The sequence below is a fragment of the Kitasatospora sp. NPDC015120 genome (genome assembly GCF_043080305.1).
Taxonomy (GTDB): Bacteria; Actinomycetota; Actinomycetes; order Streptomycetales; family Streptomycetaceae; genus Kitasatospora.
Genome location: NZ_JBIBVJ010000004.1, coordinates 180,110 through 194,927, shown reverse-complemented (window position 1 = coordinate 194,927; position 14,818 = coordinate 180,110). Strand labels below are relative to the sequence as shown.

Here is a 14,818-nt window from a genome sequence, read left to right as displayed (position 1 = left end):
TGGGTGAGGGAGGGCCCACCGGGCCGGTGTGCACCACGCTGGACCGCCCGTCGTCCCGGACGCACGGGCGGCCGGCCCCATCCGCGTCCCGGGCCTTCCCGGCCCCGCCCGGGACCGGACAGGGCGGGCCGGGACGGTCCGGGCACATCCGGGCACGTCCGGGCCGGGACGGGACCCCCGGAACCTCCCGTCCCGCCGCGCACCGCCCCGGCGACGTACGGTGGAACCGGAGGCCGACACCATGCACGCCACCGGTACCCGCTTCACCGACCGCACCGACGCCGGACGCCGGCTGGCCGCCCGGCTGGGCCACCTGCGCGGCCCCCGCACCGTCGTGGTGGCCCTGCCGCGCGGCGGCGTCCCGGTGGCCGCCGAGGTGGCCGCCGCGCTCGGCGCGCCGCTGGACATCTGCGTGATCCGCAAGCTGGGCGTCCCGTACCAGCCGGAGCTGGGCATGGGGGCGATCGGCGAGGACGGGGTGCGGGTGATCAACGACCACGTGCTGCGCCCCGCCGGGGTGACGCCGGAGCAGCTGGCCGTGGTGGAGGCCCGTGAGCGGACCGAGCTGGAACGCCGGGCGCGCCGCTACCGGGGCGGGCGCCCGCCGGTGGACCTGCACGGGCGGACGGTGGTCGTGGTCGACGACGGCATCGCGACCGGCTCGACCGCCCGGGCCGCCTGCCTGATCGTGCGGGCGCGCGGGGCGGAGCGGGTGGTGCTCGCCGTACCGGTGGCGCCGCCGGAGTGGACGGAGCGGCTGAGCGGGGTCGCCGACGAGCTGGTGTGCGTGGGCACGCCGTCGCCGTTCTTCGCGATCGGCGAGTTCTACGCGGACTTCTCGCAGACCGAGGACGCGGAGGTGCTGCGCCACCTCGCCGCGGCCCGCGCCGACGAAGCGGGGTCAGCCGCCCGGCCGGGGTCCGACGACGAAGCGGGGTCCGCCGAACGGCCGGGAACCGGCAGCGCCGGGGTGCCCGGGTCCGACGAGGCGGTCCCGGCGTCCGACCGCGAGCTGACGCTCCCCGCCGCCGGTGCCCGGCTGACCGGCCGGCTGACGGTGCCCGCCGATGCCCACGGCATCGTGGTGTTCGCGCACGGCAGCGGCAGCGGCCGGCACAGCCCGCGCAACCGCCACGTGGCCGCCCGGCTGAACGACGCCGGGCTGGCCACCTTCCTGTTCGACCTGCTCACCGAGGACGAGGAGGAGGACCGGCGCAACGTCTTCGACGTCGAGCTGCTGGGCGCCCGGCTGACCGACGTGGCCCGCGCACTGCCCGCCGAGCAGGCCCGGGCGACCGGGGGCGCGTTCCTGCCGCTCGGGCTGTTCGGCGCGAGCACCGGCGCCGCCGCCGCGCTGTGGACGGCCGCCCGGCTCGGGCACGGGGTGGGCGCGGTGGTCTCCCGGGGCGGTCGGCCGGACCTCGCCGGCGAGCAGGCGCTGGGCACGGTGCTCGCGCCGACGCTGCTGATCGTCGGCGGCCGGGACGAGGTGGTGATCGACCTCAACCGGCGGGCGCGCGAGCGGCTGCGCTGCGAGAGCGAGCTGGCGGTCGTCCCGAACGCCGGTCACCTGTTCGAGGAGCCCGGGGCGCTGGACCGGGTCGCCGAGCTGGCCCGCGAGTGGTTCGACGGCCACCTCCTGCCCTGCACGCCCCCGCCCTGAGCCGTTCCGGCCGCCCTCCACCGCCGTCCACCGCCCTCCACCGCCCTGACCAGCACACTCGCCCGGTCGGGGCCGATGCGCAGAACTCGTGAAACCCCCCGGATCCACCGAGCATTCTGCACAGCCTGACCAGCGATTTCCTGATCACCTTGTACACATTGAACAGTGAAAACCCGATCTGTTGCTCAATCCGCCCGGCTGGAGCAAGCTCTCCGCTCAGCCGCCCGCATCCGCCCTCACCCCGGCACCGCGGCGCGGCAGCCTCAAGCGGATGCCTCAATGCCGAGGCCTCAATGTGGAGGAACGACCGATGACCCCGCAGTCCCACGCCCTTGAGCTGACCCCCGAGGAACGCGAGGCCGGTCTCGACGCCGAGCAGCTGCGCCGCCTCGTCGGCCTCGTCGAGCACAACCCCGCCGGCGACCCGTTCCCGGTCACCGCGCAGGACGCCGTCGTGTTCGTGGTCGGCAACGCCACCCAGACGGCCCAGTTCTACCAGGCCGTCTTCGGCATGGAGCTGGTCGCCTACTCCGGCCCGGAGACCGGCCGCCGCGACCGCAAGGCCTTCGTGCTGCGCTCCGGCTCCTGCCGCTTCGTGATCAAGGGCGGTGTCTCCCCCGACAGCCCGCTGCTGGACCACCACCGCCGCCACGGCGACGGCGTCGTCGACCTGGCCCTGGAGGTCCCGGACGTCGACAAGTGCATCGCTCACGCCCGCGCCCAGGGCGCCACCGTCCTGGAGGAGCCGAACGACGTCTCCGACGAGAACGGCACCGTGCGCCGCGCGGCGATCGCCACCTACGGCGAGACCCGCCACACCCTGATCGACCGCTCCCGCTACACCGGCCCGTACCTGCCCGGCTACATCGCCGCCCAGAGCAAGGTGCAGCACCCGGAGGGCTCGCCGCGCCGCCTGTTCCAGGCCCTGGACCACGCGGTCGGCAACGTCGAGCTCGGCAAGATGGACGAGTGGGTCACCTTCTACAACAAGGTCATGGGCTTCGTGAACATGGCCGAGTTCGTGGGCGACGACATCGCCACCGACTACTCCGCGCTGATGTCCAAGGTCGTCGCCAGCGGCAACCACCGGGTGAAGTTCCCGCTGAACGAGCCGGCCGTCGCCAAGAAGAAGTCCCAGATCGACGAGTACCTGGAGTTCTACACCGGCGCGGGCTGCCAGCACATGGCGCTGGCCACCAACGACATCCTCACCACCGTCGACGTGCTGCGCTCGCGCGGCGTCGAGTTCCTCAACACCCCCGACTCGTACTACGACGACCCCGAGCTGCGCGAGCGGATCGGCAAGGTCCGGGTGCCGATCGAGGAGCTGAAGAGCCGCGGCATCCTGGTCGACCGCGACGAGGACGGCTACCTGCTGCAGATCTTCACCAAGCCGATCGGCGACCGTCCGACCGTCTTCTACGAGTTCATCGAGCGGCATGGTTCGCTGGGCTTCGGGAAGGGCAACTTCAAGGCGCTCTTCGAGGCCATCGAGCGCGAGCAGGAGCGCCGCGGCAACCTCTGAGGCGGCCGCCCCGGAGGCCGCCGGTCTCCGGGGCCGGCGTGCTCCGGGGCCGGCGGGCCCCGGAGCACGCGGCCACCGCTGGAGCCGTAGGAAGCGCTGGGCCACAGGAAGGTCCGGGAGGAGCAGGGACGATGGCGTACTACCGGCAGCTGGGCAGCATCCCGCCCAAGCGGCACACGCAGCACCGCACGCCCGAGGGCGGTCTGTACTACGAGGAGTTGATGGGCGAGGAGGGGTTCTCCTCGGACTCCTCACTGCTCTACCACCGGGGCATCCCCTCGGCCGTCGTGAACGCCGTGCCGTGGGAGCTGCCCGACCAGTCGACGGTGCCCAACCATCCCCTGCTCCCCCGCCACCTCAAGCTGCACGAGCTGTTCGCGGGCCAGGAGTGGAAGTCCGCGGACGTCGTGGCCGGGCGCCGGCTCGTCCTCGGCAACGGCGACGTGCGGATCTCCTACGTCGCCGCCGGGGCGCCGAGCGAGCTCTACCGCAACGGGCTCGGCGACGAGTGCGTGTACGTGGAGTCCGGCACCGGCACCGTGGAGACGGTCTTCGGCGCGCTGGAGGTCGGCCAGGGCGACTACGTGGTCATCCCCCGGGCGACCACCCACCGCTGGGTGCCGTCCGGCGACGAGCCGCTGCGCGCCTACTGCATCGAGGCGAACAGCCACATCACCCCGGTCAAGCGCTACCTCTCCAAGTACGGCCAGCTGCTGGAGCACGCGCCGTACTGCGAGCGGGACCTCCGCGGCCCGTCCGGCCCGCTGCTCGTCGACGGCAGCGACGTCGACGTCCTGGTCAAGCACCGGGGCCCGAACGGGATCTCCGGCACCCGGTACACCGTGCCGCACCACCCGTTCGACGTGGTCGGCTGGGACGGGTGCCTGTACCCGTACGCGTTCAACATCCGGGACTTCGAGCCGATCACCGGGCGGATCCACCAGCCGCCGCCGGCCCACCAGGTGTTCGAGGGCAACGGGTTCGTGATCTGCAACTTCGTTCCCCGCAAGGTGGACTACCACCCGCTGTCGATCCCGGTGCCGTACTACCACGCCAACGTGGACAGCGACGAGGTCATGTTCTACTGCGGCGGCGACTACGCGGCGCGCAAGGGCTCGGGCATCGGCCAGGGCTCGATCTCGCTGCACCCGGGCGGCCACACCCACGGCCCGCAGCCGGGGGCGTACGAGCGGTCCATCGGCGTGGAGTTCTTCGACGAGCTCGCGGTCATGGTGGACACCTTCCGCCCGCTGGAGCTCGGCGAGGGCGGCCGCGCCTCGGAGGACTCCGGCTACGCCTGGACGTGGGCCGGTCGGGGGCCGCAGCAGTGAGCAGCACCACCCCCGTGATCCCGCCGCTGTTCCAGGGACTCTTCGACGACGCGGCGGTGTTCCCGCCGGGGAACCTGCCGGTCGCCGAGGCGGTGCCCGCGCACCGCGCGCACCGCACCGCCTGGTACGCCGAGGCGGTCGGCCCGTTGCTCTGCGGGGCGGGCCGGCTGGGCGAGCTGGCGGCCGCGGCGCAGGGCGCCGGCCCCGCCGCGCCCCAGGACCCCGCCCCCGTCCTCCGGGTCGGGCTGGTGCTGCCGGGGGGCAGCTCCGAGCTCGGCCCGGCACTGGCCGCCGCCGCCCCGTTCGAGGTGGCCGGCGTCGAACTCGCCACCCGGGACGCCCGGGAGGCGGTCGCCGCGCTCGACCTGCTGCTGCCGGCCGATGTGCCCGCCGCCGTCGAGCTGCCGCGCGAACTGCTGCGCGGCGACGGCCTGGACGAGGTCCTGGACGTGCTGGTCGACAGCCCTTACCGGGCCAAGTTCCGCACCGGCGGGATCGTCGCCGGTGCCTTCCCGGACGAGCGGGAGCTGGCCGGCTTCCTCACCGGGTGCGCGCAGCGCGGCCTGCCGTACAAGTGCACGGCCGGACTGCACCACGCCGTCCGGCACACCGACCCGGTGACCGGCTTCGAGCACCACGGCTTCCTGAACGTCCTGCTGGCCGCCCAGGAGACCGACCCGGCCGCGGCCGCCGAGGTGCTCGCCGAGCGCTCCGGCGAGGTGCTCGCCAAGGCGGTGCGCACCCTGAGCGACCGTCAGGTCACGGTGATCCGCAACTCGTTCACCGCGTTCGGCACCTGCAGCATCGCCGAGCCCCTGGACGACCTGGCCGCCCTCGGCCTGCTGTCGCCCGACCCGACGCCCCAGGAGGACCGTTGACCACCCCCCGCAGCTGGCTCGCCCCCGCGAACGACTCGCCGTTCGGCGTGCACAACCTGCCGTACGGCGTCTTCACGGCCGGCGACCGGCCGGGGCAGCGGCGGATCGGCGTGCGCGTCGGCGACTTCGTCCTGGACGCCGGCGCCGCCGCCCGCGCCGCCGGGGAGCCGTCGGTGCTCCTCGACGCGGACTCGCTCAACCCGCTGCTGGCCGCCGGCCGCCCGGTGTGGACCGAGGTGCGGGCCTCGCTCACCCGCTGGCTGACCGAGGAGTCCCACCGCGAGGCCCTCACCCCGCTGCTGCTGCCGCTCGCCGAGGTGGAACTGCACCTGCCGTTCGAGGTCGCCGACTATGTCGACTTCTACGCCTCCGAGCACCACGCCACCAACCTGGGCCGGATCTTCCGCCCCGGCTCCGAGCCGCTCACGCCCAACTGGAAACACCTGCCGATCGGTTACCACGGCCGCTCCGGCACCGTGGTGGTCTCCGGCACGCCGGTGGTCCGCCCGCACGGCCAGCGCAAGGCACCGGCGGACGCCGTTCCGTCCTTCGGCCCGACCCGCCGGCTGGACATCGAGGCCGAGGTCGGCTTCGTCGTCGGCGCGCCCTCCGCGCTCGGCGAGCCCGTCCCCCTGGACGCCTTCCGCGAGCACGTCTTCGGCGTCTGCCTGGTCAACGACTGGTCCGCGCGCGACATCCAGGCCTGGGAGTACGTGCCACTCGGCCCGTTCCTCGGCAAGTCCTTCGCCACTTCCGTCTCGCCGTGGATCGTGCCGCTGGACGCCCTGGAGCACGCCCGGGTCACCCCGCCGGCCCGCGACGTCGAGCCGCTCCCCTACCTCGACGACCGCGGCGGCGAGCCGTGGGGCCTGGACCTCGCGATGGAGGTCCGCCTCAACGGCCACACCGTCTCCCGCCCGCCGTTCGCCTCCATGTACTGGACGGCGGCCCAGCAGCTCACCCACATGACGGTCAACGGCGCCTCCCTGCGCACCGGCGACCTCTTCGCCTCCGGCACCGTCAGCGGCCCCGCGCCCGAGACCCGCGGCGCCCTCATCGAGCTCACCTGGAACGGCGAGAACCCGCTCAAGCTCCCGGACGGCACGACCCGCACCTTCCTGGAGAACGACGACGAGGTGACCATCACCGCCACCGCCCCAGGCCCCGGCGGCACCGTCGTCGGCTTCGGCGAAGTCACCGGCCGCATCCTCCCCTGAGGACCACCCGAACCATTCTCCCCCGCCGGACGAAGGGCGGCCCCGGTCACCACCGGAGCCGCCCTTCGTGCTCGTCCGGGAACCCTGGGATCCTGACATCCTGAGGCCTTGAGGTGGTTGCAGGCCGTGAAGTCTCGAAGCGAGTACGGCCGGCGAGGACGAACGGGAGTGGGGACGATGGCTGACGAGGTGCGGGCGTCGCGGGACGGCGGGGTGGGGCGGATCGTGCTCGACCGGCCGAGGGCGCTCAACTCGCTGACGCACGGGATGGTCGTGCGGATGCGGACGGTGCTGGAGGAGTGGGCCGGGGACGACGCGGTGCGGGTGGTGGTGCTGACCGGGGCCGGGGAGCGCGGGCTGTGCGCGGGCGGCGACATCCGGACGATGCACGACGACGCCAAGGCGGGCGGGGCCGGGACGCGCGCGTTCTTCCGGGACGAGTACCGGCTGAACGCGCTGGTCTCCCGCTACCCCAAGCCCTATGTCGCGGTGATGGACGGCATCACCATGGGCGGCGGCGTCGGGGTGTCCGCCCACGGGTCGGTGCGGATCGTCACCGAGCGCTCGGTGGTGGCCATGCCGGAGACCCGGATCGGCCTGGTGCCGGACGTCGGCGGGACGTGGCTGCTGTCGCGCGCGCCGGGCGAGCTGGGCACCCACCTGGGGCTCACCGCCGCCTCGATGACCGCCGGGGACGCGCTGCTGTGCGGGTTCGCCGACCACTTCGTGCCGTCGGCGAAGCTGCCGGCACTGCTGGCCGGCCTGGCCGACGCGCCCGTCGAGGAGGTCCTCGGCCGGCACGCGGAACCCGCCCCGGCGGCGCCGCTCGCCGCCCGGCGCGACTGGATCGACGCCTGCTACGCGGCCGACTCCGTCGAGGAGATCGTCGCGCGGCTGACGGCGAGCGGCGTCCCCGAGGCCAAGCAGGCCGCCGAGGAGCTCGCCGAGCGCTCGCCGACCATGCTGAAGGTCACGCTGGCCGCCCTGCGCCGGGCCCGGACGCACGGCTCGCTGGAGGAGTGCCTGACGCAGGAGTACCGGGTGTCCTGCGCCGCGCTCGGCCACCACGACCTGGTCGAGGGCATCCGCGCCCAGGTCGTCGACAAGGACCGCGACCCGCACTGGTCGCCGGCCACCCTCGCCGGGGTCGATCCGCGGACGGTGGCCGCGTTCTTCGAGCCGCCGCACGGTGGTGACCTGCGGCTCGGGTGACGACCGTCTCGCGGATCGAGACTGGCGCGAGGCGGGCCGGTTCGGAGATCGTTGGGTCCGTCGGAGCACAACGGAATGGGAGTCAACGGCGATGACCGAGACCTACGAGACGATCCTGGTGGACCGCAAGGGCCGGGTCGGGCTGATCACGCTCAACCGGCCGGAGGCGCTCAACGCGCTCAACAACCAGCTGATGAACGAGGTCGTGGCCGCGGCCACCGCCTTCGACCGGGACCCGGGGATCGGCTGTCTGGTCATCACCGGCTCGGCGAAGGCCTTCGCGGCGGGCGCCGACATCAAGGAGATGCAGGGCAACCGGTTCCCCGACGTCTACCTGGACGACTGGCTGGGCCCGTGGGACCGCCTGGGCGAGCTGCGCAAGCCGGTCGTCGCGGCGGTGGCCGGCTTCGCCCTCGGCGGCGGCTGCGAGCTGGCGATGCTCTGCGACATCCTGATCGCCGCCGACACCGCCAAGTTCGGCCAGCCGGAGATCAAGCTCGGGGTGATCCCGGGCATCGGCGGCTCCCAGCGCCTCACCCGGGCGGTCGGCAAGGCCAAGGCCATGGAACTGTGCCTCACCGGCCGGATGATGGGCGCCGAGGAGGCCGAACGCGCCGGCCTGGTCTCCCGCATCGTCCCCGCCGACGACCTCCTCGCCGAGGCCCTCGCCACCGCCGAGAAGGTCGCCGAGATGTCCACCCCGGCCGCGATCATGATGAAGGAGAGCGTCAACCGCGCCTTCGAGACCACCCTCGCCGAGGGCGTCCGCTTCGAACGCCGCCTCTTCCACGCCGCCTTCGCCACCGCCGACCAGAAGGAAGGCATGACCGCCTTCGCCGAGAAGCGCCCGGCGGTCTTCAAGCACCGCTGACACGCCGTCGGAGAGCCCCTTCGTCCTGAGGACGAAGGGGCCCCGGGGCCGGGGGTTGAGTGATCGGGATGGGTGATCGGGATGGGTGATCGGGCTGACGGGGGCGGGGGCGGGGCTCTTCGGGTCGCGTTGAGCCGGACGGCGGAGGGGCTCGGGCTCGTACTGCCCGAGGCGGAGGAGACGCCGGGCGCGGGCGTGACGTACGTCGACGCGGGGAGCGGGCGGCGGGTGCGGGTGGACCCGCCCGCCGGGAGGCGGCGGACCTTCGGGGTGAGCCTCCAGGACCGCGGCACGCGCCTGGCCCACGGGCGGACCTCGGACCCGGCCCAGGTGGTCGGGGCGACGGCGGCGTGGCTGGACGGGGAGGGGCTGGAGAGGACCAGGGCGCGCGCCCCGTTCGTCCGGTTCCGGCCCTGGGCCCTCGCCCATGAGCGGGAGCCCTTCGTGGGCGTCGAGTTGACGTGGCTGGTCAAGCTCGACCGCGTCCACGTGCCGCCCTACGACCGGCATCCGCGGGCCCACGCGCTGCTGGCGGCCGCGTACGCCCAGCCGGTGCTCCGCCGGCTGATGCCGGTCAACAGCCACTTCGACCTCTGGTTCTCCACCCGGATCGAGCAGCCCTGGAAGGCGCAGGTCGGCCCGGTGATCGCCCTGGACCACGACGGGCCGTACTCGGTCCGGAACCGGGGCGACCTCGTGGCCCGCACGGCGACCGCGGAGGAGGCCGTCGCCCTGGTGGTGGCCGCCCTGCCCGAGGGGACCGGGCCGGCGCGCTGAGGCGGGGGCGGGGAGCGCCGGCGGGACGCCGGCCGGGGGGGTGTCGCTCAGGGGCCGGTCGGTTCGAGGACGAAGACCGGGATCACGCGGTCGGTCTTCTCCTGGTACTCGGCGTACGTCGGATACGCGGCGACCGCGCGCTCCCACCACCGGTCCTTCTCGTCGCCGGTGAGCTCACGGGCCGTCATGCTCCGGACCTCCGGGCCGTCCTGGAGGTCCACCTCGGGGTTGGCCTTGAGGTTGAAGTACCAGTCCGGGTGGGTCGCGTAGCCGCCCTTCGTGGCCACCGCCGCGTACCGCCCCTCGTGCTCCACGCGCATCAGCGGGATCTTGCGGATCCGGCCGCTCCTCGCCCCGCGCATCGTGACGATGACGACCGGCAGGCCGGTGTGCCAGAGCGTCGTGCCCCGGGTGCCGCCCGAGCTCTCGTACAGCTCGACCTGATCGCGCACCCACTGCGCCGGACTCGGGTCGTACTCGCCCTCAAGAGGCACCGCCTGCACCCTTTCGCTCCGCGGACGGCTTCAGGGGGCAGGGTATCCGTGGTGGGGGGGGGGGGGGGGGGGGCCCCCCCCCCCGCGCCCCCCCCCCCCCCCGCCCCCCCCCCCCCCGGGGGGGGGGGGGGGGGGGGGTTTCGGGGGGGGGGGGGGGGGGGGCCCCCCCCCCCCCCCCACCCCACCCATGCGGCCTACCGGCTCAGCCGTGCCGGCGACGGCGGCGGCCGAAGGCGACGGCGAGGCCGCCGAGGACCAGCAGGGCGGCGCTGATCGTCGCCGTGGTGAACGCGGTGGAACCGGTGTCGGCGAGGCTGCCGCCCGACGGCCTCCGGGGCACCGAGGCCACCGGAGCGACCTGGGAAACCGGAGCGACCGGAGCAACCGGAGCGACTGGAGCGACCGGGGCCTGCGGAGCCGCCGGGGCGGGGGCGGCCGGGCCGGGGGCGGCCGGGCCGGGTCCGGGGGCGGGAGCGCCGGGCGTCTGGCCGCCACCGGTCGACGACGGCGAAGGCGTGGGCGTCGGCGTGGCCGTGGGCGTCGGCGTGGCCGTCGGCGACGGGGTGCTTCCGGCCCGGGCCGTGTGGTCGGTCTCGCAGCCCTTCTCGGTGGCGCAGGTGCCGCGCCTGCCGTCCGTCGTGGTCACGGCATTGTGCAGCTTGGCGTCGCCGCCCGCGTTGACGGTCACGGAGTAGGTGATCGTCACGACGCCGCCCACCGGCAGGTCGCCGGTCCACGTCAGCCTGCCGTCCTTGACCTCGGCGGTACCTGCGTCGGCCTTGACGTCACCGTTGTAGGCGGCGTCGTCCAGGACCATGGAGAGGTCGTCGACGATCGCAGCACCCTTGACCTCGGCCGTGCCCTGCTGGGTCACGGTGACGGTGTAGGTCACCCTGTCGCCCGCGTTCACCGTCGAACCCGATTGCGGATCGGCGGACTTGGCGAAGACGTAGGAGCCTTCCTCGTAGGTGTACTTCGCGGCCGGGCTGGTGCCACCGGGCGTGGTGACGGTGACATCGACCGGACCGGCAACAGTCCCGGCCGGGACGGTCGCCGTGATCCGGGTGCCGCTGACGACCGTGAACGCCGACGCCGGAACACCCCCGAACGCCACCGCACTCGCACCCGACAAATCACTACCCGTCAACGTCACGACCGTGCCACCCGCCAACGGACCGTGATCCGGCGCAACCGCCGTCACCACGGGAGCCGGAACGTCATACGTGTACCGCACGGCCGGGCTGGTGCCGCCGGGCGTCGTGACGGTCACATCCACCCCACCGGCAACACTCCCGGCCGGAACGGTCGCCGTGATCCGGGTACCGCTGACGACCGTGAACGCCGACGCCGGAACACCCCCGAACGCCACCGCACTCGCACCCGACAAATCACCACCCGTCAACGTCACGACCGTGCCACCCGCCAACGGACCGTGATCCGGCGCGACCGCCGTCACCACGGGAGCGGGAGCGTCGTAGGTGTACGTCCCGGCGGCGAGGTCGCGGCCCGCGACGGTCGCGGTGACGTCGACGGCACCGGCGGCGTGCGCCGGGGCGGTCGCGGTGACGGTGGTGCGGTCGACCACCGTCACGTCGGTCGCCGGGGTGCCGCCGAAGGTGACCGCGGTGGTGCCGGTCAGGAACGTGCCGGTGAGGGTGACGGTGGTGCCGCCGGCGACCGGACCGTGGGCGGGGCTGATGCCGGTGACCGCCGGCTGGGCGAGCTTGCCGATCGCGGAGCCGTACGGGGATGTGCCGGTGGGGACGGTTCCGGTGACGGTGTTGGTCGCGGTGTCGATCACCGAGACCGTGTTGTCGTTGAAGTTGGCGACGTAGACGTGGGAGCCGTCCACGTCGACCGAGGCCGAGATCGGCCGGCCGCCGACCGGCACGCTGCCGACGACGGTGAGGGTCGTGAGGTCCAGGACCGTCACCGAGTTGGACGAGCCGTTGGCGACGTACGCGACCGCGCCGTCCGGCGAGACGGCCACGTCCTGCGGCTGGGAGCCGACGGCGACGGTCGCCACGACGGTGTTCCCGGCGGTGTCGATGACCGCGAGGTTGTTGGTGGCCGCGAAGGGGACGAGCGCGAGCTTGCCGTTGGGGGTGATCGCCACCCCGCTCGGCTTGCTGGCACCGCTGGGCGGGGTGATGGTGGCGACGACCGTGTTACTGGCCGTGTCGATCGCCGACACCGTGTCGGCCCCGAAGTCGGCGGTGTAGACCCGGCTGCCGTCCGGGGTCACCGCCAGCGCGGCCGCCTGGCGGCCGGCCTGGACCCGGGCGACAACCGTCCGGGTCGCGGTGTCGAGCACGGTGACCGTGGCGATGCCGCTGTAGTTGGCCAGGTAGGCGTACTTGCCGTCCGGCGAGAAGGCCGCCGCGAACGGGGAGAGGTCGACCGTGATCGTGGCCGCGACGGTGTTGGTCGCGGTGTCGATCACCGACACGTTGCCGTTGTTGGTGTTGGGGACGTACACCTCCGAACCGTCCGGCGACATGGCGGGGTTCTGCGGGCGGCGGCCGACCGGGACGGTGGCGACCACCGACCTGGCCGCCGGATCGTAGACGGTGACCGTGTTCGCGGCCGAGTTGGCGATGTAGAGGAGCTTCGCCGGGGGTGCCGCGTGCCCGGTCGAGGCCGGGACGACCGCGCCCAGGGTGCCCAGCACCATGGCCGTCACCGCCGCCGCCGTACCGCGCCGCAGCCTTCGCCAGCGGCCCGAACGCGTCGCCCCGATGTCGGGGACCAGTGCCATGTACTCCGCCTCTCCGCGGGTCAGGACCGTCCGGCCCCCCGGCCGGACGGTGTCAAATCGCGTCATGCTCACGAAATTTGACGACTCTTAGGATGACGGATGATGACCGTTTCCGTCCATTCACAAACGGAATGCGACCCTCCACCGTGATCCCGCGCGGCCGCGCCGGTCTCCGGGCCCCGGCTCAGCCGCCGGCGGCCAGCGTGGTGTTGAGCCGGGCCAGGCCGCCGCGGGTGGCGGCGACCACGACGCTGTCGCCGGGCTCCAGGGCGCGGCTGCGGTCGGCGTACCGCCACTGGTAGAGCCGGGGGCTGCGGGCCAGCCGGACGGCGAGGACGCGGACGCCGCCGCTGTCCTCCAGGTCGTGGCGGTTGAGGCCGATCAGGCCGCTGCCGAGCTCGGCGGGCAGTTCGGCGATCAGCAGCACGTGCCGGAACACCGAGAGCGTGCCGAGCACCTCGCGGCCCATCAGCGCGGCGGCGAACGCCGGGGCGGCGAGGTAGGAGGTGGAGCGCGAGGCCGCGTTGTCCAGGGTGGCGTAGACGTGGCTCGCGAAGCTGTCGTCGAACAATCGCAGCACCACCCGGACGTCGGGCCGTTCGGCGCGCGCCTCCAGGGCCGCCTCCAGGTTGGTCGCGTCGTCGCCGCTGACGGCGACCACCGCGCGGCTGTGCTTGAGGCGGGCCCGGCGCAGCTGTTCGGCGAGCGGTCCGTCGTCGACGACCACCGGGACGCCGAGCGCGCGGACGGCGGAGATGCCGCGGGCCTGGGGGTCGCTCTCCAGGCCGACCACCGGCACGCCGAGGCCGTGCAGCCGGCTGACCACCCGGGTGCCGACGTTGCCGAGGCCGACCACGACGACGTGGTCACGGGTGCCGACGCCCGGGTTGCGGGGCTGGCCGCGGCGGCCGGAGGCGAGCACCTCGACGGCGATGGCGGTGGCGACCGGCGCGAAGGTGATGCCGCAGAAGGTGATCACGACCTGGGCGACCCGCTGCCAGCTGCCGCCGGTTCCGCCGGGCTCGCCGGGCTGGTCCGGCTGGGCGGCGCCGGCGAGGTCGAGCAGTGCGGTGTAGAGCGTCCAGGCGACGTTCCCGTTGAGGTACCAGAGCAGGCCGAAGGCGAGCAGCACGGCGGCGAGGGCGGTGATCAGCACCACGCGCAGCCGGACGCTGGTGAAGAAGCGCAGGGTGTCGAGCAGCCGCCAGCGCAGCCGCCGCCACCAGGGGATCCGGACGGCGGGGTCGCCGCGCAGGGTCTGGAGGGCGGCGATGCCGCCGGTCAGGGCTTCGGACCCGCTCCCGGCGGCGCGGCGGGCCTCGGCGGCGGAGCGGATCGGCCCGTCGTCGCCGAACTCGCTGGCCAGCCGGACGAAGGAGGCGGAGTCGCCCTCCTGCTCGGGCAGCAGCCGGATCCGGCCGAGGTCCTGGCGGTCGATCCGGTCGGCGACGATGCAGAGCCGGTCGGACCGGATGTCGTCGTCGTAGGCGATGTGCAGGAAGCGGTCGCCGACCTGGACGGAGTTGGGGCGCGAGAGGGCGGCGTCGGCGAAGGCGGGGGCGGCGGTGGCGGAGCCGGACAGCGCGGCGCCGTTCCTGAGCAGGCGCTCGATGTTGGCGCCGAGCCGCTGGTTGAACATCCGCAGGACGATGCGGATGGCGGGGTTGTGTCCTTGCGCGGACAGCGCGGCGTGGATGTTCTCCTGGTCGTTGCCGTCGACGAAGGCGATGCCGCGGGCGGTCTCCACCCGGACGGCGCGCAGCGCCTCCTCGGTGACGCTGGTGTACTCGACGACGGCGGCGACGCCCTCCAGTTGTTCGATCCGGGGCGCGTGGTCGCGGGCGCGGTCCGGGACGAGGACGACGACCGGGACGTCGTAGTGCTCGACGAGTTCGACGGCCAGGCGGTGGGCGAGCGCATTGCCGCCGCAGACGATGTAGTGCTGGCTGATCGGCTCGACCGGAGGGGTCCCCCACCCTTCAGAAGTCATATCGCCGGATCCTATCGACGGCACATGAGGCCCAGATGGCGTTCCGGGAATCCCGGGGGAAACCCGCCGGGTCGCCCGAACGGGCGTATCCGACGCGCGGGT

General features: G+C 73.8%; 11 protein-coding genes. 8 read left to right on the top strand and 3 right to left on the bottom strand.

Annotated elements, in window-relative coordinates; translation table 11 throughout:
- Nucleotides 1-241 precede the first annotated feature (241 nt).
- From ACF1AK_RS12525 to ACF1AK_RS12490, 8 genes are all read left to right on the top strand, one after another.
- Nucleotides 242-1,663, top strand: coding sequence for a phosphoribosyltransferase family protein (locus ACF1AK_RS12525; protein WP_391498766.1), 1,422 nt, complete (start codon nucleotides 242-244; stop codon nucleotides 1,661-1,663).
- A 310-nt stretch (nucleotides 1,664-1,973) separates the two neighbouring features.
- On the top strand, nucleotides 1,974-3,188 hold the full coding sequence (gene hppD, locus ACF1AK_RS12520) for a 4-hydroxyphenylpyruvate dioxygenase (RefSeq protein WP_391498765.1): 1,215 nt from the start codon (nucleotides 1,974-1,976) through the stop codon (nucleotides 3,186-3,188).
- 131 nt (nucleotides 3,189-3,319) lie between these two features.
- Nucleotides 3,320-4,519 (top strand): homogentisate 1,2-dioxygenase, encoded by a 1,200-nt coding sequence (locus ACF1AK_RS12515; protein ID WP_391498764.1) that lies wholly within the window; start codon nucleotides 3,320-3,322, stop codon nucleotides 4,517-4,519.
- Nucleotides 4,516-5,397 (top strand): hypothetical protein, encoded by an 882-nt coding sequence (locus ACF1AK_RS12510; protein WP_391498763.1) that lies wholly within the window; start codon nucleotides 4,516-4,518, stop codon nucleotides 5,395-5,397. Before ACF1AK_RS12515 ends, ACF1AK_RS12510 begins: the two co-directional genes overlap by 4 nt.
- Nucleotides 5,394-6,614 (top strand): fumarylacetoacetase, encoded by a 1,221-nt coding sequence (gene fahA / locus ACF1AK_RS12505; RefSeq protein ID WP_391498762.1) that lies wholly within the window; start codon nucleotides 5,394-5,396, stop codon nucleotides 6,612-6,614. Before ACF1AK_RS12510 ends, fahA begins: the two co-directional genes overlap by 4 nt.
- Before the next feature lie 177 nt (nucleotides 6,615-6,791).
- The gene (locus tag ACF1AK_RS12500; protein ID WP_391498761.1) at nucleotides 6,792-7,826 is read left to right on the top strand and encodes an enoyl-CoA hydratase/isomerase family protein; all 1,035 of its coding nucleotides are present in this window, start codon (nucleotides 6,792-6,794) and stop codon (nucleotides 7,824-7,826) included.
- 91 nt (nucleotides 7,827-7,917) lie between these two features.
- Nucleotides 7,918-8,697: an enoyl-CoA hydratase gene (locus tag ACF1AK_RS12495; protein ID WP_391498760.1), complete on the top strand. Its 780-nt coding sequence runs from the start codon at nucleotides 7,918-7,920 to the stop codon at nucleotides 8,695-8,697.
- A gap of 195 nt (nucleotides 8,698-8,892) precedes the next feature.
- Complete coding sequence (locus ACF1AK_RS12490) at nucleotides 8,893-9,474, top strand: DUF6193 family natural product biosynthesis protein (RefSeq protein WP_391498759.1); 582 nt, start codon at nucleotides 8,893-8,895, stop codon at nucleotides 9,472-9,474.
- Nucleotides 9,475-9,521: 47 nt separating this feature from the next.
- On the opposite strand, the gene ACF1AK_RS12485 is transcribed toward ACF1AK_RS12490, so the two are convergent.
- The 3 genes from ACF1AK_RS12485 to ACF1AK_RS12475 all read right to left on the bottom strand — a co-directional run bounded on the left by ACF1AK_RS12485 (nucleotide 9,522) and on the right by ACF1AK_RS12475 (nucleotide 14,716).
- Entirely contained in the window at nucleotides 9,522-9,968 is a 447-nt protein-coding gene (locus tag ACF1AK_RS12485; RefSeq protein ID WP_391498758.1) for a nitroreductase family deazaflavin-dependent oxidoreductase, read from the bottom strand.
- 202 nt (nucleotides 9,969-10,170) lie between these two features.
- Nucleotides 10,171-12,726 carry an IPT/TIG domain-containing protein gene (locus ACF1AK_RS12480; RefSeq protein WP_391498757.1) on the bottom strand — a complete coding sequence of 852 codons (2,556 nt, stop codon included), beginning with the start codon at nucleotides 12,724-12,726 and terminating at the stop codon, nucleotides 10,171-10,173.
- 184 nt (nucleotides 12,727-12,910) lie between these two features.
- Complete coding sequence (locus tag ACF1AK_RS12475; protein ID WP_391498756.1) at nucleotides 12,911-14,716, bottom strand: NAD-binding protein; 1,806 nt, start codon at nucleotides 14,714-14,716, stop codon at nucleotides 12,911-12,913.
- Between the last annotated feature and the right edge of the window lie 102 nt (nucleotides 14,717-14,818).

Coding starts and splice junctions, on each gene's coding strand:
- hppD (WP_391498765.1), top strand. CDS start 1,974: ATGACCCCGCAGTCCCACGCCCTTGAGCTGACCCCCGAGGAACGCGAG.
- ACF1AK_RS12495 (WP_391498760.1), top strand. CDS start 7,918: ATGACCGAGACCTACGAGACGATCCTGGTGGACCGCAAGGGCCGGGTC.
- ACF1AK_RS12525 (WP_391498766.1), top strand. CDS start 242: ATGCACGCCACCGGTACCCGCTTCACCGACCGCACCGACGCCGGACGC.
- ACF1AK_RS12500 (WP_391498761.1), top strand. CDS start 6,792: ATGGCTGACGAGGTGCGGGCGTCGCGGGACGGCGGGGTGGGGCGGATC.
- ACF1AK_RS12515 (WP_391498764.1), top strand. CDS start 3,320: ATGGCGTACTACCGGCAGCTGGGCAGCATCCCGCCCAAGCGGCACACG.
- ACF1AK_RS12475 (WP_391498756.1), bottom strand. CDS start 14,716: ATGACTTCTGAAGGGTGGGGGACCCCTCCGGTCGAGCCGATCAGCCAG.
- ACF1AK_RS12480 (WP_391498757.1), bottom strand. CDS start 12,726: ATGGCACTGGTCCCCGACATCGGGGCGACGCGTTCGGGCCGCTGGCGA.